Genomic DNA, 18,545 nt, shown 5'->3' with positions numbered 1-18,545 from the left:
CAACGCGATGACTTCTCATGATTGGCCTTTCAACTCAGAACTATAATTTTGCGGCTTCTTCTACTTTTTGATAGATTTCGAAAGTATCTTCTTCTTTTACGTCTTCATAGGAAAAGGTCATACCGCATTCATAATTATTCAGAACTTCTTTCACTTCATCCTTGAAACGTCTTAGCGAGTTGATTGCTCCATCGTGCAAAATTATATTATTTCGAATCAACCTTGCATGAGCACCACGGATCACTTTTCCATCAGTCACATAGCATCCCAAAATAATATTCTGTTTGGCAAGCGTGTATACTTTTCTGACAACACAATGACCAATAACTTCTTCCCGGATAATGGGTTTTAGTAAACCTTCGAGTGCGGCTTTGATCTCATCAATGGCATCATAGATAATACTATAAAGCCTTACATCAACACCTTCCCGGGAGATCACTTCTCTGGCTTTACTGTCAGGCCGGACATTGAAGCCAATGATAATGGCATCCGAAGCTGCGGCCAGGACAACATCTGTTTCAGTGATGCTTCCAACCGCGCTGTGAATAAATCTTACCGAAACATGCTCATTCCCCAATTGTTTCAAGGAACTTTGCAAAGCTTCAGAGGAGCCTTGAACATCGGCTTTTATCAGGATTTTCAGTTCAACATGTGCGTCAGCACCTATTTTGCTAAACAAGGTGTCTAAATGCATTTTTTGTTGTTGAACGGCGACACTTTCCTTGGTTTTCTTTGCCCTTTCCTCAGCAATTTGACGTGTTCTTTTTTCGTCGGTTAACACAAAGAATTTTTCACCGGTTTCTGGCACTTCATTAAAACCGACAATTTCAACGGGTATTGCCGGCACTGCATTTTTCAGTGATTTTCCCTGATCATTGAACATTGCGCGTATCCGGCCAAAGGTTTGCCCCACCACAAAATAATCACCCACCTTGAGTGTACCGGATGTAACAAGCACTGTTCCAACAGGACCACGTCCCTTGCTGACTTTTGATTCAACAATAATTCCTCGTGCATCTCCATCTATTGGTGCTTTCAGTTCCAGGACTTCCGCCTGAATCTGGATCATTTCCAGTAGATGATCCATGCCTTCACCGCTTTTTGCAGAGACATGAACAAAAATTGTTTCTCCACCTAATTCCTCAGCGATCAAGCCATGTTCCAGCAATTCCTGCCGAATTCTTGCAGGATTAGCCTGCGGGCGATCAATCTTATTCACAGCAACAATGATTGGTACTTCAGCAGCTTGAGCATGATGAATGGCTTCAATTGTTTGAGGTTGAACGCCATCATCCGCGGCAACAACAAGAATAACAATATCTGTAACATTGGCTCCCCGTGCCCGCATTGCTGTGAAAGCCTCGTGTCCAGGTGTATCCAGAAAAGTGATATTTCCAACTTCTGTGGCTACGTGATATGCTCCAATGTGTTGAGTGATGCCGCCGGCTTCACCCAGCGTCACGCGACTGGATCTGATTTTATCAAGCAATGATGTTTTCCCATGATCCACATGTCCCATCACTGTAACAATGGGTGCTCGAGGACATTCTACCAAATTTTCCTGTGAGGGATCTTCCAGGGCATCTTCCAGATTGAACGTTTCAACTTCTACATCAATGTTAAACTCGGTGGCAATCAAAGCGGCTGTTTCTCCGGGAATACTCTGGTTGATAGTCGCTGGAATTCCCATTAAAAAAAGTTTTTTTATGATTTCCTGAACTTTAATACCAATCATTCCCGCAAATTCAGACACCACAATATTGTTTCCAACCTTAACATTCTTTTTTCTTGGATTGAAAACATGTTTGGTGACTTCAGGCTCGATAACCTCCTTCTGTCTCTTACGATCAAACTTGTTTGCTTTACGCCTTACAACAAACTCTTCTTCTTCCTGAAAAGTTTTAATGCGTATGTCTTTTGCTCTGGGATCAATAAATGCTGGTTTTTTATCTTTTTTAAATTCTTTGGGAAGAATTTTGTTCTTTTTACTGTCAAGAAGTTCATTGTCTAATAATTCTTCTTCAATGAGTGTTTTTCCCTTAGGTTTCTTTTTTTTCTGTTCATCAAGGGATTTTGTACTATCGATTTCTTGTATTTTGCTAACAGAAATCGTTTCAGGCTGAACTACTTCTTGAACTATTTCAATAGTATTGTCTACAGGGGATAGTTCTGAAACTGGCGTCGCTTGCTCTGGTGGAGGATTTTTCTCAACAGGAACTATTGCTTCAGACGATTCAGTAGGAGAAACCGGTTCTTCTGTTTTTGTGGTGGTATCTTCGATGAAGGGTTCACTAGTTTCAACAGCCACACCCAGCAATTCCTCAGTATTCTGAGAATCAGTTTCATGAGATTCTTCATCAGTACGTGACGATTTTCTGATTCTTCTTGGATGTTTTGCCAAAGTGTCGCTGTTTGACGATTCACTGCTACGAGAAGATGTAATCCTTCCCCCACTTGAAGTTGGTGTGGTTGCGCCCCCGGAGGCCTGTGATTTTTTTTGTAACCTGTCCTGAATTTCCTGAATATGTTCCTCAGACAATACGTTAAAGTTACTTGAAACGTCATACCCCATTTTCTGAATTCGCAGGAGTAGCTGTTTGGCTGGCAGATTAAGTTCCTTAGCCAGTTCAAACACTCTCATCTTTGTCATAAACTTTTCCTCATAAATGTGATGTTAATCATGTCTGATCAACGATTTGCTATCTTTAATTAAGTAAAAATGCAGGATATTATTTTCCTGATTCTGCAGAAATTTCTGACAATTTTTCTTCACTTTTCATCTCAGCAGCCAACTCATTCATTTCCTTCTGCTTTACCAGTTCATAAGCTAGTTGTTCTTCAATCGAAGCTCCTTGATGGTCATTCACAGACGATACATTAATTTTTTTGCCAATAAGTTTTGATGCCAAGCGAACATTTTGTCCTTGCTTTCCAATGGCCAGAGATAATTGATCCGCTTCGACCCATACATTGATATCTCCGTTTTCCTTCATTTCCATTTTAGTGATTTCTGCTGGATTCAACGCATTTTGTAGATATTCGTTTAAATCATCACTCCAACGGATGATGTCAATTTTTTCTCCCTGTAGTTCATTGACAATCACTTGAACCCGATTTCCTTTCATTCCAACACACGCTCCGACAGGATCTACATCAGGATCATTCGTATAAACAGATATTTTGGCCCGTTTTCCTGGTTCTCTGGCAGCGGTCACTATTTTGACTATACCATCAAAAATTTCTGGAACTTCCATTTCAAAAAGTTTGATAAGCAGTCCTGGATGTGTTCTTGAAATGGAGAGTTGAGATGTTTTTTGTGGATCATTGTTGATATCCATTAAGTAAACACGGATATGATCTCCATATCGAAAAACTTCACCAGGAATTTGTTCTTTAGGAAACAGATAAGCTTCTGTTTTGTTCATGAAATTAATGGCAACCCGACCGTTCGATTCTGTCCGAACAACAGTTCCCGTCAGAATTTCACCTTTTTTACTCAGAAAAGTTTCAACAATGTTCTCTCGTTCCGCTTCTTTGATTCTTTTGAAAATCAACTGTCTTGCAGATTGTGCAATCCTTAAAAATTCTTTTTCTTCAATTTCATATTCAACTTCGTCCCCCAAAACGGCTGAGGGATCCATTTCCAAGGCTTCTTCCAGTGAAATTTCATTGTTTGGATCATCCAAGTCATCAACCACTTCTTTATACTGAAATAATTCAATTTGACCAGTTTTCGGATTCAGATGACCTTCGATAACTTGATAAGGTAATTTTTTCTTCGCAGCCTGAACAATTGCTTCCTCAACCAAGTGGATGAGTTTATCACGGTCCAAACCTTTTTCCTTTGAAACATCATTAATGATTTCAATTAAATTGTCTTTCAAAGCAAACCTCTTTAATCAAATGTTTTTAGAACTTTAATTCAGGTTCCAGATTGGATCTGGAGATACAACGATAAGGAATAACAAGATCTTTGTCGCTTTGTTCATCATGAATTTTGACTCCATCCCCATCAACAAACAACAATTTCCCTAAATATTGTTTTTTCCCATCAATCGGCTGGAAAAGCTTAATTTTTATCCTTTGTCCTGACACACTTTCATAATGAGAAGGTTTGTTCAACACACGGAATAACCCCGGCGAAGAAACCTCCATAATATATTCATCTGGAATGCTATCCATCGTATCCATCAGGTTTCCGCAGATGCTAGTCACTGAAACACAATGATCCAGGCTGATACCCTCAGGATGATCAATATAAATTCTGAGAAACCACTGACTTCCTTCCTTTTTGTACTCAATTTCGATTAGTTCAAAACCGGCCTGTTCAATTGCTGGTTTTATCAATTGTTCAACTGAATCGACTAGTTTGGACATAGACTTTCAATAAAGGTATCAAAAATTGTGAAGTCACTTCACTCAACGGATAATCCTGATCAGGGGGAAACACGGCAGGAATTTGATGAAAGGGTCCCCATCGGAAGATCTGTTCGATACCTCCAATAGGACTCGTTTTTTCCTGAATGACCCTTTAATGAGGAGCTATTATTCTTCTACAGAAGCAAGTACCAACTCAGCGATATCCTGGACATTTATTTTCTCCTCATGTCCAGTTGAGGCAATGCCATCTTTGATCATGGTCATACAAAACGGACAACCAGTAGCTACAGTTGTCGCACCAGTTTCCGCAACTTGCATTACACGTTCTTCATTCACTCGGGTTCCAATTGTTTCTTCCAACCACATACGTGCGCCCCCTGCACCACAACAGAAACTTTCATTCCGACTGCGTCTCATCTCAATGGGTGCTGCCTTTGTTACGGCTTTCAGAATGTTTCTTGGTGCGTCATATTCCTGATTGTAACGTCCCAGGTAACAGGGATCATGGTATGTTATTTTTTCACTCATATGAAATTGAACCTTCAGTTTTTTCTCCTCGATCAATTGTGCTATCAATTGAGAATGATGGTACACTTCGTAAGTGCCACCTAACTGGGGGTATTCATTTTTCAAAGCATTTAAACAGTGAGGGCAAGAAGTCACGATTTTTTTGATCTTATACTGATTCAATACTTCAATGTTTTCTCCAGCAAGCATTTGATACAGCATTTCATTGCCAGAGCGTCGTGCCAAGTCACCAGTACATTTTTCCTCGCTTCCCAGAATCGCAAATTTCAGCCCCGCATGTTTCAGTAATTTTGCGGTAGCCTGGGCGATTTTCTGGTTTCGGTCATCAAATGAACCTGCACAACCTACCCACATCAGGATATCAATATCTTCAGCTTTGGTCTGAGACATTAAGGGAATATCCAAACCTTCAGCCCATTTTGCGCGTTTGTCATAACCAATTCCCCAAGGATTATAGTTTCTTTCGAGGCCCTTGTAGGCTGTGTTGATCTCAGCAGGTTGAGCTTCAAATAGCAATGTTTGAGCCTGTCTCATTGCAATGATTCTTGGTACATGCTCAATCATTACAGGGCAAACCTCCTCACAAGCTCTGCAAGTGGTGCAGGCCCATAATGTATCAGGATGAATCACGTCGCCGACCAACTCTTTTGCATCACTGCTTTTCCCATGGGACACGATGTGTTCTGCTTCATCCACAAGATGATGTTTCAGGCTATCATTCATGTCTTTGAGTGTTAATGGCTTATGCGTTACGTAGGTTGGGCAAACATCCTTACAACGTCCGCATTCCGTACAAGTATAAAGATCGAGTACCTGTTTCCAGCTCAACTGCTCGATTCGGGTCATTCCCAACGATTGATTTTCCCAAGCCGATTCATCTTCACAATCAAGTAATTTAACAGGGGTATGAGGATAGCCCAGAGAGCGGAAAAAAACATTAGGCAATGCACTGATCACATGCATGTGCTTTGAACCAGGCAAAAATGGCAAAAATATCAGCAATACTCCAACATGGATCCAGTAGGAGAAAAAGTAAATTCCAGCATTGATGGTTTCTCCCCAACCGGAAATTAATGAACCAAATAAACGGGCAACGGGGGCCCAGTCAGCTTCTGTTCCGTATATTGGACTTTGGAGGTAATGGATGCTGTGCTGTCCATAATGCTGAATCAGATTGAATTTAGCTCCATCATACAGGAGATCTGTTATCATCAAACTGCCGATAAAGCATAAAACAAGAATTGCTTCGAAACTATTATGCAACCGTGCAGGCCTTAAAATAAATCTTCGGTAAAAAGCAAAAAGGATCATTAAAAAAACAATACCTTCAAAGACATCCTTTATAAAAGTATAGACATAACCTAATAGCCAATCAGAACCAAGCAAGGGCATATAATCCTGAAATCCATGAACAAATCCTTCTCCTAGCAATGACAATGATCGTGTTCCAAGAACAAGAAACCCCCAGAAAATGAAGGTATGCATTGCTCCTGAGGAACGCTCATGTTTACGTCCAATCAATCGTTGCTGAGCAAAACCAATTTTCACCAATTCTTTGATTCTTAAAGGAATCTGGTCAAAACGATTTTCAGGTTGAGCCGCTTTTAGCACAGCCATCTTCATATAAATAGCATATAAAGTTACTGCTACTGACAACAACAGCATTAAACTTATTAAAACAGGATTCATAGGCCCTCTATGGTTTTAATTGGCTGAATTAATTATCCTTTAGCTTTTTTGATTTCTTCAATGAGTACAGGGACAGCCTTGAACAAATCTCCAACGATACCGTAATCAGCCACTTTAAAAATTGGGGCTTCAGGATCTTTGTTCACCGCAACAATGACCTTGGATCCACTCATACCAGCAAGATGTTGAATGGCTCCTGAAATTCCAACCGCAAAATATACAGACGGAGCGACTACTTTACCGGTTTGGCCAACCTGGGCTGAATGGGGCATCCAACCTGCGTCACAAACAGCTCGTGATGCGCCAAATGCGGCACCTAACAGACTGGAGAGAGGTTTCACAAACTCAACACCTTCAGTTCCTTTTACGCCACGGCCAACAGACACAATCACATTCGCCTCTGTTAATTCAACCTGGCCGCCACTTTCAGTCACAACTTCCTTAACACGAACACGGTTGTCTGCCTGAGGGATGCTCAAATTAACAACAGTTGCTGCCTTACTTTCAGCAGGAGCCACATCAAACGACCCGCCTCGAACACTGATTACACGTATTCCTGGTTTGGAAAATGTTACCTTTTGGATCACTTTTGTTGCCATAGCAGGGCGATACGCAACAACATCATCACCATTGATTTCAAGTTTTTTCACATCAGGCAAAGCCCCAACTCCTAATCTTGCAGCCACACGAGGCGTTAGATCCTTTCCTGATTCTGAAGATGTCAGCCAAACTTGTGTAGCACCAGATTGTTTCACTGCGTCAACAACAGCACTTGTATAGGGCAATGTGCTGTATAACGCTAAAGACGCATCATCCGCCACATAAACTTTGTTAGCTCCCTGACCCGCAAGTGTGTCTGCCAGTTTTGCCACACCACTACCCATCACTACCGCATCAACTTCCAAACCTTTGGATTTTGCAAACGATAGCAATTCCAGGGAAGGTTTTTTAACCTGGCCACCTTTTACTTCTGCAACAACTAATATTTTTGCCATAATATTGACCTCCAAATAAACCGCTATGCAATGTTTGTTTTATAACAACAATGGTTTCAGGAAAACATCTTTACTTCATTGACCAGTAAATTCACGACCTGTTTAACAGTATCAGCTTCATCACCTTCAAATTTTTTGCCTTCCTTACGTGACTCCGGTTCCATAAAACTGATAACGATTGTTTGGGCACCAGCTTTTCCACACTCTCCAGCCGATAAACCGATTGCCGCTGCAGTCAGTTCCTCTAAAGGTTTTTTTCTGGCCTGCATAATTCCGCGCATCGATGCCAACCTTGGCTCATACAGACTATCACTTACTGTGATCACCGCAGGCAATGTCAGTTCAATAACTTCCTGACCGTTATCACCAGTGCGGCGAAGTTCAAGCTTGTCTGAAGAGATTTTGTCGATTTTGGCAACGTTGGTCACTTGAGGCAATCCGAGAAACTCAGCCAGCATGCCGCCAGTTAATCCGGAATCTGTATCTTGAGACTGCTTTCCAGCAATAATCAGATCGTATGATTTGCCACTAATGGCTTTCTTTATTGCCTGGGCATAGACAAAAGAATCGGATCCGTTAAATGCGTCATCCTTAATATGAATCGCCTGGTGGGCGCCCATCGCCAGTCCTTTTCTCAATGCTTCAGCCGCGCGTTCTGGACCAATTGTGAGTAATGTCACTTCGCCACCAGCAGATTCGGATATTTGTAACGCTGCTTCTACAGCTATTTCGTCCCATCCTCCGATTACATATTGCAGACCATCTTCAACGATGGATCCATCTTTAACACGGATACTTAACTCAACATCAATTACCTGCTTGATCAAAACAAGAATATTCAAGGCAACCTCCATTCAAATGGTTAACTGACTAAGTTGACGTGGTCATTTCTGTTCTACTGACAACCAGTTTTTCATAAAAACATGATGAAAAACTGCCTGAAAAACGGATTATCATACAATCGTGATGAATCCGAGCATAATAGGGGGTTGAAAAATCCGCATCATATTATCAACAAGCATAAAAATGCCCATCAATTAAAAAATACAGCATTTACCCTATGGAAATAAGGGGGTAAAATAGGATACATCCTGTTGAGAGGCAAGATTTAATTTCAGTATTCATGTATTTTCCTGTTTTTGAGGGGATTGTTCAAAAACAGGAAAATCAGAAAGTGAAACAGGGGAGGAAAGAAAAACGATGAAATGCAGGGTCACATAAACAAACCTTTTATTTTGTTGAGGAATTTATCTCTCAATGGATGGTTTCCATCCATGCTTTCTTTTTCAAATTCTTCCAGCAGTTCTCTTTGTCGGGAGGTCAGAGTGGAGGGCGTTTCAATAACCACTCTTACATGCAGATCTCCTCGACCATTTCCTCTAAGGTAAGCCACGCCTTTTCCTCTCATTCGGAAAACTTTGTGAGTTTGGGTGCCGGATGGGATTTTTAAGCGGGCTTTGCCTTCCAGCGTTGGGACATCAATTTCAGTGCCTAATGCGGCTTGGGCAAAACTGACTGGAACTTCACAAAATAGATCGGCACCTTCTCGTTCAAAAATTGAATGAGCCTTGACATGGATCACAATGTACAAATCTCCTGGAGGTCCGCCATTTACACCATGTTCACCCTCACCGGATAACTTGATTCTGGATCCAGTATCTATTCCAGCCGGAATATTGACTCGAATCCGCTTGGTTTTTGTGATCCTCGTTTTTCCATAACATTTGGGACAGGGGTTTTTGACGATTCGGCCATTGCCGCCGCAACGACTGCATGTCGTGGAAACACTGAAAAATCCTTGCTGGATTCGCTGTTGTCCGGTTCCATGACACACTGAGCAGACTTCAATATCCCTTTCAGATCGTGCGCCAAGTCCACCGCATGAATCACAGGTTTCAAGGCGTGGAACCTCAATCTCGGTGGAATGGCCAAAAGCAGCCTCTTCAAAACTGACCTCCATATTGTATTGCAGGTCAGAGCCACGTTCACCACGGGTTGAGCCACGACGACCACGACCGCCTGTACCTCCGAAAAATTCGCTGAATATATCACCAAAAATATCGCCAAAGCCACCACCCGCACCAGCGAAGCCTTCGCCCATGCCTTCGGCTGCGTGACCGAATTTATCATATCGAGCCCGTTTTTCCTGATTGCTTAACACTTCATAAGCTTCTGTGGCTTCCTTGAACTTATCTTCCGCGGCTTTGTCTCCCGGATTTCGATCGGGATGGTATTTCAGCGCGATTTTTCGATATGCTTTTTTTAATTCTTCCTGAGATGTAGTACGAGAAACACCCAAGATTTCATAATAATCTCGCTTTGCCAAACCCATCTCCTTGTAAAAACATTCATATTTTCAGGACTGCACAACAAAGGTTGCACTATATATCTCGTTTTTATAATTTACAATCCTCTCTTAGCAAAAGAAATTGTAGTATTCTTCCGCAAAAATACTTCAGACAATATTGCTCCTTATAACTTCCACACTATAAAAACAGAAAACCCCACGTTTTTCAGTGCATGATGCATAATTAAATGCACTGCTCACAAAAAACACGGGGAAATTCGCTGAAGTATGTCTGATTTATTTTTTCACTTCTTCAAAATCAGCATCAATGATGTCATCATCTTGTTTACCAGATCCTGACGATGAGGAAGGACCTGCACCCGCTCCCGGCCCTGTATTTTCTGCTGAACTGGATGCCTGACTATAGAGGATTTCCGCAAGTTTATGGGAAGCTTGAGTTAAGGCGTCCATATCCGCTTTGATTACCTCGATATCACCACCTTCAAGGCTCTTTTTGAGCTGCGCAATGGCTGCTGTGATTTTATTTTTATCCTCAGATGATACTTTATCTTCGACATCTTTTAATGATTTTTCTGTTCCATAAATGAGCGATTCTGCCTGGTTTCTTGTCTCGACAGATTCACGACGTTTTTTATCGTCATCGGCAAAGCGTTCCGCCTCATCTACCATTCGTTTGACTTCTTCGTCAGTCAATCCGCTGGATGCTGTAATGCGTATTTGTTGCTCTTTCCCGGTCCCCAGGTCTTTGGCACTGACGCTCACAATTCCGTTGGCATCAATATCAAAGGTAACTTCAATTTGAGGCATACCGCGTGGTGCGGGAGGAATACCCACCAACTCAAATCTGCCAAGCGTTTTATTGTCTGCGGCCATTTCACGTTCGCCCTGAAGCACGTGAATGCTGACTGCTGGTTGATTGTCAGTTGCTGTTGAAAATGTCTGACTTTTCCTTGTCGGTATTGTGGTGTTTCGTTCAATCAGTCGGGTCATGACACCACCCAGCGTTTCAATACCAAGAGACAGAGGCGTTACATCCAGCAGCAGGACATCTTTAACTTCGCCTTTCAGAACACCACCCTGTATTGCTGCTCCGATAGCCACAACCTCATCGGGATTAACACCCTTGTGAGGCTCTTTACCAAAGAACTCTTTAACAATCTGCTGAATTTTTGGCATACGGGTCATACCACCCACAAGAATCACTTCATCGATATCATTTGCGGTGCATCCAGCGTCTTTGAGAGCGTTACGGCAAGGCTCAAGGCATCGCTGTACCAGACTGTCCACCATCTGCTCATATTTAGCCCGGCTTAATTTTATGTTAAGGTGTTTGGGGCCGGAAGCATCTGCGGTGATGAATGGCAGGTTGATCTCTGTTTCCATGCTGGCAGATAATTCATGTTTGGCTTTTTCTGCAGCTTCCTTGAGGCGTTGTAGGGCCATCTTGTCCTGGCGCAGATCAATCCCCTGGTCTTTTTTGAATTCGCTGGCAAGAAACTCAATGATTGTTGTGTCGAAATCATCTCCTCCAAGGAATGTATCTCCATTGGTTGATTTTACTTCGAACACGCCATCGCCTATCTCTAAAATAGAGATATCAAAAGTTCCACCGCCCAAGTCAAAAACGGCAATTTTTTCATCACGTTTTTTATCCAGTCCATAGGCCAAGGCCGCAGCGGTTGGCTCGTTGATGATTCTTAAAACATTCAGTCCGGCAATCTTGCCGGCGTCTTTGGTTGCTTGTCGCTGGCTGTCGTTGAAGTAAGCTGGGACGGTAACTACAGCGTCTGTTACTGTTTCACCCAGGTAATCTTCTGCCGTTTGTTTCATTTTTTGCAGGATAAATGCTGAAATTTCAGGAGGTGAATATTTTTTACCGTCAGATTCCACGCAGGCCTGATCATGAGCACCACCCACAATTTTATAGGGTGCGATTTTTTTCATGCGCTGAACCTGCTCTGTCTGGATCACCTGTCCCATCAATCGTTTGACGGAAAAAATGGTACGTTCAGGGTTTGTGATGGCCTGACGTTTTGCAACCTGGCCAACCAGACGGTCTCCGGAATCATTGAACGCCACCATGGATGGTGTGGTTCGCATGCCTTCAGCGTTTTGGATTACTTTAGGGTCGCCACCTTCCATAACAGCCACACATGAGTTTGTTGTTCCCAGATCAATTCCAATTACTCGTCCCATTTCATACTCCTTATATTAATTGAGGTTTTTATTCATTTGAGGTTTTTTCAACTTTTTTAGCAACGCGAACCATGGCTGGTCGAACAATTCTGTCATGCAAAAAATATCCAAGTTGATACATATCGAGCACATGATTGTCCGGCACTTCCTCTGTCTCCACCATTCCAATCGCCTGGTGCCTGTTGGGATCAAACAGTTCCCCTTTGGCTTCTACACGGGAAACACCAAACTTCCCCAGAACATCCTGAATCATGTTATAAACCATTTGTATGCCTTCCAGGATAGCCGTAGCATTGGTATCATTCTTTTTGGCATGTTCAATCGCATGTTCAAGGCTGTCGATGGATGGCAACAAATCCTTGATCAGGCTGGAATGATAATATTTAAGCTTGTCAGCATTTTCTTTTGCAATGCGTTTTTTGAAGTTTTCAAATTCTGCATTAAGCCTCAAATATCGATCCTGCATGTCATTGGCACGCATTTCAGCATCCTGTAGTCTTTCTACCATGGAAATCAAGGGTTCTTCCACTGTTGAAACGCTTTCAGGTTTTTCCACGGAAACCTGTGCTTCTTCGTCATCCAGCAAGTCTTCTGTGCGCTCCTTAGGTGATTCCACGGAAACATCACCGGATTCCATAGAATCCCTGTTGTTCTCATTTTCAGTATTTTCTTTCATACCTCCTTTATTCGTATGATCGTTCTGAAATAGTACGAGACAGGATTTTCGCGGTATAATCCACTACTGGAATAATCCGTTGATAATCCATGCATGTAGGTCCTACAACTCCCACAAATCCAAGCACGTTATTGTCACCACCATATCCGGCAGTGATCAATGAGTAATCCTTGAATTCCTCAAAATGGTTTTCCATACCAATATAAATCTGGATACCATCCGCATGTAATGTCGATTCGAGCAAATCCATCACGACGGTCTGGTGGTCGAATGCGTCGAGCACCGATTTTATGGTTTCGCGACGCTGTAATTTTTCATTGAGAAGCAAGTTCATCTGTCCTTCCAGAAAAACCTGAGGACTGTCTTCCACCTCAAAGGCTTTCTTTCCCAGACGGACAGCCTGGGCCAACAAGCGGTCATAACGTTCCTTATCCTCAATCATTTTTTCCAGAATACTGTTACGTATCTGAACCAGAGATTTGTTATGGAACTGCTCATTGAGAAACATCGCAACTGAATTAAGAAAATCCTGCGACAGGGCATCTGGCGAATCAATAATTTTATTACGAATAATTCCTGACTTTGTGATCAATATGACCAGAATTTTCTGTGAACTGATCTTGATGAACTCGATCCGCTGTAACAAGCTGGATTCTGCTTTTGGCGCGGAAATAACACACACAAACTGCGTCAACCCCGCAAGAATTCTGGTGGTGCTGACCAGCAGATCCTCAACCTTGGCAGACCCCTGCAAGGATAAATCCCTAATACGATCCTGAATCCCTCTGGGAAGGTCATTCGCGACAATCATTGAATCCACATACAACCGATAGGCCTTGTCTGTGGGAATTCTACCACCGGAAGTGTGATGTTGCTTCAAATACCCTAACTCTGACAGATCAGCCATGATATTTCGGATTGTTGCCGGTGAAAGCGCTATATCCAGGCTTTTTGACAATGTCCGGGAACCAACAGGTTCTGATGTCAGGATATAACTGTCAACAAGCCCCCGTAGTACTTTTTCCGTTCGCTCATCAATGTCAGATGCCATCCCCTTTGCCATGTGCCTCTTTGATCAATTTCACTGAAACTTCCCCTCAAGAAGGGTGATAGCACTCACTGAGTGAGAGTGCTAACTTGATTAACATCACAAAAAGGACGAGTCAAGAAAAATATCCTTGCCTAAATGTTCTATGGAATTCTAGCGTATTGTTTCAGAAGACAATTCAGATGCTGGAATCAACTCAGAAAGATAAGCAGACATGGTGGCGATGACGAGAATATCTCAGCTTAAAATCATTGTGCCAGATTTTTCATTTCTCGATGTAATTCTGTCTCTAATAGCAGTAATTCCTGAATCAGTTCTCCAGAACCTGCTAAATCAGCAGTTTGGGCGATATAATCCGCAGATTCATGGCTGGATTCATACTTGTCTTTCAGCAATGAAACCAAATCAACGTCAGGATTTCTCTCAGCAATATCCAGCAAATTCAGGGCACTACGCAACTCATCGTAGATCCTTTGAAAAGTCAACTCAATTTGTTCCAGTTCTTCTACCCTGAAGGGTGGATCCAACTGCCTGTTTTTACGATCTAACAGGTAATCAAACAAATCGATTCTTAAATTATACTGGCGAGCTGTTTCAATGAGTGTTTTGTAAAAACGGATCAGTTCTTCAAAACTGGAGGACCGAACCCTGTTTTTTTTATGAATCCATTTTTGCCAGAAAAATTTGGAGGTACGTTGTTGTTTAAAGTTTTTCATCTGCTTCTCCAACGACTTAACAGCCTTCCATTCCTTGAGACGGCGACGATACCAGAACCAGAAAAGTACAGGAAAAAACAGCCAGGCGCTCAAAACTACAGAGACCAGTAGCCAGAATCGTCTTTTTTTATAGATATCTCTCAATTCATCATAACGAACATTCATTAGGTTTGATTGTTTGTCTTCTAGTTGGGTAATTATTTTGTCTGGAATTCTTCTGACTGAATCAGGACGAAAAAATGCTATTTTATCTTGTTGCATAAATTGTGAGCCACTTATGGGTAAAGTTCTTATTATTGATGACTCAGAAGACAATTTGTTTGTCGCATCTCAAATCCTGGCACGAGATCATCATGAAATCATAACCTTCCAAAAACCGCGTAAGGCATTGGATCAACTTGCGATTCTGAACCCCGATGTGATCCTTCTGGATGTCCAGATACCCGAAATGGATGGATTTGAGGTCTGCCGTATCATCAAACAGCGAAACGATATTCCTTATATTCCTGTTGTGTTTGTGACCGCAAAATTCAAAACGGATGAAGCACTGGCAACAGGGCTAGCAATTGGTGGAGAAGACTATATTGTCAAGCCTTTTAGCAATACAGAACTTCGTGCCAAAGTTCATGTTATGATCCGGTTGAAACGTGCCTTTGATTCACTGGCGGAAAAAAATATGGAACTGGTAAGACTGAATGAGACCTTGACCCGGGCAAACCATGATTTGGAACAGACCAGGCTGGCTTTACAGGAACAGGCCATCACAGATCCATTGACCGGAATTTACAACAGACGGTATCTGACAGACCGCTTGATACAGGAAGTATCCTATATCAAACGTAATCCCAAATCACTGAGTTTGTTGATGCTGGATATTGATCATTTTAAACACATCAACGATAAGTATGGCCATCAATGTGGTGATTATGTTCTTACACTGTTTGCCTCCATTCTTAGAAAAAATTTGCGACAGCATGACATCGTGGCCCGTTATGGAGGTGAAGAGTTTGTGATTCTGATACAAAACATGAATCCTTTGGAGTCTTTTGTGATTGCGGAGCGTATCCGCCGCGATGTTGAGTCCACAACTTTTATTTTTGAACGGGAACAAATAAAAATAACCACAAGCATTGGCCTGACGTCCGTACAAGATGATATAGCTTCGGATCTCACGATCGATAGTTTGCTCAAAAGCGCAGATACAGCTCTTTATGAAGCAAAATCAAAAGGCCGGAATCAGACCATTCCAGGTTCACTCAATATCAATCCTGTTGCCTGAAATCAGATAATATGTACCGTTTGTTCTTTTTTTTACTGGTGATTTTCATGCATCAGGGATGCCTGACACCGGCCCCCTCTAAACTCCCGCAAGAACCATCATCATCGCATATCACTTCAGAACTTCTGTCTGAAACCCTATTGCGGACACAGCTTGATTATGTGTCACCACAAAAATTGATGCCTGCGGTGATGCTTCAGGGAGGGCTCATGCAATTGGAACGAACGATTCCTGAATTGCTGTTTGAATGGACCGGGGAACAGGAGCAACATTCACTGGTTCTCCGTTTTGGCAACAACCAGCATGTTTTTCCGCCAACCCCATTGCGGACGCTGGAAGATGTGCATCGCCTTGCACAGCAGGTTCTTGGATTATTACAATCCTGGGGAGCGGAGCAGGCAGATGTGGAGTCCATGCTGATCAATGGTATTCTTCAGTCGCTGGATCCTTATTCAGCACTGTTGGTTAACGATATTTATCAGGAATTCAAAATCAATACGGATGGCGAATTTGCGGGTATTGGGATTGTTCTGGAATTAAGAGAGAATCACCTCATTGTGACCACTCCAATTGCCCGGAGTCCTGCCGCACGAGCCGGCATATTGCCTTATGACCATATTATCCGGATCAACGGAGAGCATACCGACAATATGAGTATGGCAAGAGTGATTGAGTTGCTCCGTGGTCCACCAGAAAGCACGATTGTTCTGGACATACTGCGGAAGGGGCATCCCCAAGCTCTGGTTTTTGAGTTGAAACGGGAAACCATCAAACTGAACAGTGTTGACGCATTGACAATTCCCACTCCTGCGGGAGATTTAAGCTATGCCCGAATCAAAAATTTTCAGGACAGCACTGCTCATGAGCTTAAAAAGCATTTGTCAGAAAATCCAGACATCCGTGGAATCATACTGGATCTGAGGAACAATCCCGGAGGCTTGTTGGAGCAGGCCATACAGGTAAGTGATATGTTCTTGCCTGAAAAAATGATGATTGTCTCTGTCAACAGTCGTAATGCTGATCCCCAGATTTATTATGCGCATCGCCCCATTGTTCATAAGGAGTTAACCCGTTTACCATTGGTGATCCTCATCAATCATGGCAGTGCCTCAGCCTCTGAAATTGTATCAGCGGCATTGAAAAATAATCATCGTGCGGTGCTGATCGGTGATACCACTTTTGGCAAGGGCTCTGTGCAGTCGGTGTGGGAACTAACCCCTGAAGCAGCCTTGAAACTGACAATTGCCCATTATCTGACCCCCGGGAATCTTTCGATACAAACCATTGGTGTCACACCCCATATTTTAATGTCGCCAGTAACATTCACACCCCTTCGACTGACGCCCCGCACACCAGCCAACGCCTCTGTGATTCCGGAATTAAAACCAGTCATGCCAGACATGGTTCTGCAATACATTGACAGCAGTTATGATGCAACACCTGCCAATTCGGACACAATCCGACTTTCTATTGACGAGCTTGAAAACGATGCTTATGTGCAACTGGCTGAAAGAATATTGGCTGCCGCCATCAAATTGCATGATCCTCAGAAATCCTTGCTGGAAACATCGCTAGAGGTTGCGGGGGATGAGCAACAACGGCAACAGGATTTGATTATTCAATCCCTTTCTTCAAAGGATACGGACTGGTCAATCGCATCAGAACCTGTCTCAAGGCCTGCTGTTTCATTCGCAACAGAACTGAAGTGGCGACCTGATTCCCCTGAACAGGAATGGCAATCTATTGATAAAATCATTTCCAGGCAATCAGTGTTACAAGTGTCGGTATCGGTAACCAACAAGGAGACCACTCCGATTCATCGGTTACTGGTTAAAACTGAAAGCCGTAATCCGGCGTTTGATCAACTTGAATTTCCAGTGGGTTTGATTGGACCGCAACAAACCCTCAAGCGGCAATATACATTTTCTGTAGATCCTGAACTGATTCATCATTTTGAATCAATCCGTTTCATGTTATTGAATCATGATTTGAAAGAACTATCAGAAACACAACATTTCTTGAAATTCAATATCCCGGGAAAGCCCCATTATCAAATAACCCTCACCGGTTTCGATGATGGCACACTAAACAGTCAGGGAAACAGTGATGGCATCATTCAGGCTGATGAAACGACAGCTTTGGAATTTAAAATAATGAATAAAGGCGCCGATGCGGACAATGTAAATGTCAGCCTCTTTCTTAGATCAACCGGGTCTGCGGATGAGACGCTGGAAAAACGATTGGAGCATCTTTCACATGGTGAAGCTCAAGCCCTATTGATAAAGCTCCCCCCCCATGTGCCTGTGCAACATAAACTACAGATAGAAGTTGCGACAGCATCGTCTGTCGGCAATCAGATGCGTGTTGAATATGCTTTCGGGGAGAAACTCCCTGATGCTCATGGTTTTGAATCACCTGTGATTTCCGGTCAGTTGATGACAGATCGTCAGGAGGAATTGCTGCTGCCTGCCACCGATGAGGCAACAGTTGTGCTCAAGGGACAGCTTGAGGATGATTCTGCGGTCAAGGATGTGTATGTTTTGGTCAACTCAAAGAAAATTTATTATTCCGCGGCGCAATCCGCTGTTAAAACCCTACCCTTTTCCACCCGAATCCATCTCAACTCCGGATACAACCAGATACTGGTGGTTGGTCGTGATGCAGATTTTCTGACAGTGAGACAAGAACTTCAGATCTGGAAAATGGAAAGTCCTCATCCATAAAAATCTG

Annotated in this window: 13 protein-coding genes; 2 read left to right on the top strand and 11 right to left on the bottom strand. The window is 42.7% G+C overall.

What is annotated here, in order from left to right; all coding sequences use genetic code 11:
• Positions 1-40 precede the first annotated feature (40 nt).
• From infB to HQM11_05975, 11 genes are all read right to left on the bottom strand, one after another.
• Positions 41-2,650 carry a translation initiation factor IF-2 gene (gene infB, locus HQM11_06025; GenBank protein ID MBF0350568.1) on the bottom strand — a complete coding sequence of 870 codons (2,610 nt, stop codon included), beginning with the start codon at positions 2,648-2,650 and terminating at the stop codon, positions 41-43.
• Positions 2,651-2,729: 79 nt separating this feature from the next.
• A complete protein-coding gene (nusA, locus tag HQM11_06020) occupies positions 2,730-3,884 on the bottom strand; it encodes a transcription termination factor NusA (GenBank protein ID MBF0350567.1) in 1,155 nt (384 codons plus the stop codon).
• A 25-nt stretch (positions 3,885-3,909) separates the two neighbouring features.
• A complete protein-coding gene (locus tag HQM11_06015; GenBank protein ID MBF0350566.1) occupies positions 3,910-4,377 on the bottom strand; it encodes a ribosome maturation factor RimP in 468 nt (155 codons plus the stop codon).
• 168 nt (positions 4,378-4,545) lie between these two features.
• Entirely contained in the window at positions 4,546-6,597 is a 2,052-nt protein-coding gene (locus HQM11_06010) for a (Fe-S)-binding protein (GenBank protein MBF0350565.1), read from the bottom strand.
• 32 nt (positions 6,598-6,629) lie between these two features.
• Positions 6,630-7,592 carry an electron transfer flavoprotein subunit alpha/FixB family protein gene (locus HQM11_06005; protein MBF0350564.1) on the bottom strand — a complete coding sequence of 321 codons (963 nt, stop codon included), beginning with the start codon at positions 7,590-7,592 and terminating at the stop codon, positions 6,630-6,632.
• A gap of 56 nt (positions 7,593-7,648) precedes the next feature.
• Complete coding sequence (locus HQM11_06000; GenBank protein MBF0350563.1) at positions 7,649-8,434, bottom strand: electron transfer flavoprotein subunit beta/FixA family protein; 786 nt, start codon at positions 8,432-8,434, stop codon at positions 7,649-7,651.
• Positions 8,435-8,805: 371 nt separating this feature from the next.
• Positions 8,806-9,924: a molecular chaperone DnaJ gene (gene dnaJ, locus HQM11_05995; protein ID MBF0350562.1), complete on the bottom strand. Its 1,119-nt coding sequence runs from the start codon at positions 9,922-9,924 to the stop codon at positions 8,806-8,808.
• A gap of 252 nt (positions 9,925-10,176) precedes the next feature.
• Complete coding sequence (dnaK, locus tag HQM11_05990) at positions 10,177-12,096, bottom strand: molecular chaperone DnaK (GenBank protein ID MBF0350561.1); 1,920 nt, start codon at positions 12,094-12,096, stop codon at positions 10,177-10,179.
• 28 nt (positions 12,097-12,124) lie between these two features.
• On the bottom strand, positions 12,125-12,772 hold the full coding sequence (gene grpE, locus HQM11_05985) for a nucleotide exchange factor GrpE (GenBank protein ID MBF0350560.1): 648 nt from the start codon (positions 12,770-12,772) through the stop codon (positions 12,125-12,127).
• Between the two features lie 7 nt (positions 12,773-12,779).
• Positions 12,780-13,835 (bottom strand): heat-inducible transcription repressor HrcA, encoded by a 1,056-nt coding sequence (hrcA, locus tag HQM11_05980; protein MBF0350559.1) that lies wholly within the window; start codon positions 13,833-13,835, stop codon positions 12,780-12,782.
• Between the two features lie 233 nt (positions 13,836-14,068).
• The gene (locus HQM11_05975) at positions 14,069-14,701 is read right to left on the bottom strand and encodes a hypothetical protein (GenBank protein MBF0350558.1); all 633 of its coding nucleotides are present in this window, start codon (positions 14,699-14,701) and stop codon (positions 14,069-14,071) included.
• A gap of 112 nt (positions 14,702-14,813) precedes the next feature.
• Between HQM11_05975 and HQM11_05970 the strand changes: the two genes are divergently transcribed.
• Both HQM11_05970 and HQM11_05965 read left to right on the top strand, forming a co-directional pair.
• Entirely contained in the window at positions 14,814-15,815 is a 1,002-nt protein-coding gene (locus HQM11_05970) for a diguanylate cyclase (protein ID MBF0350557.1), read from the top strand.
• An 11-nt stretch (positions 15,816-15,826) separates the two neighbouring features.
• Positions 15,827-18,538: a PDZ domain-containing protein gene (locus HQM11_05965; GenBank protein MBF0350556.1), complete on the top strand. Its 2,712-nt coding sequence runs from the start codon at positions 15,827-15,829 to the stop codon at positions 18,536-18,538.
• The last annotated feature ends 7 nt before the right edge of the window (positions 18,539-18,545 follow it).

It is taken from the genome of SAR324 cluster bacterium, from assembly GCA_015232315.1.
Taxonomy (GTDB): domain Bacteria; phylum SAR324; class SAR324; order SAR324; family NAC60-12; genus JADFZZ01.
The sequence above is the reverse complement of the archived record's forward strand: the minus strand, read 5'-3'. Positions and strand labels throughout refer to the sequence as shown.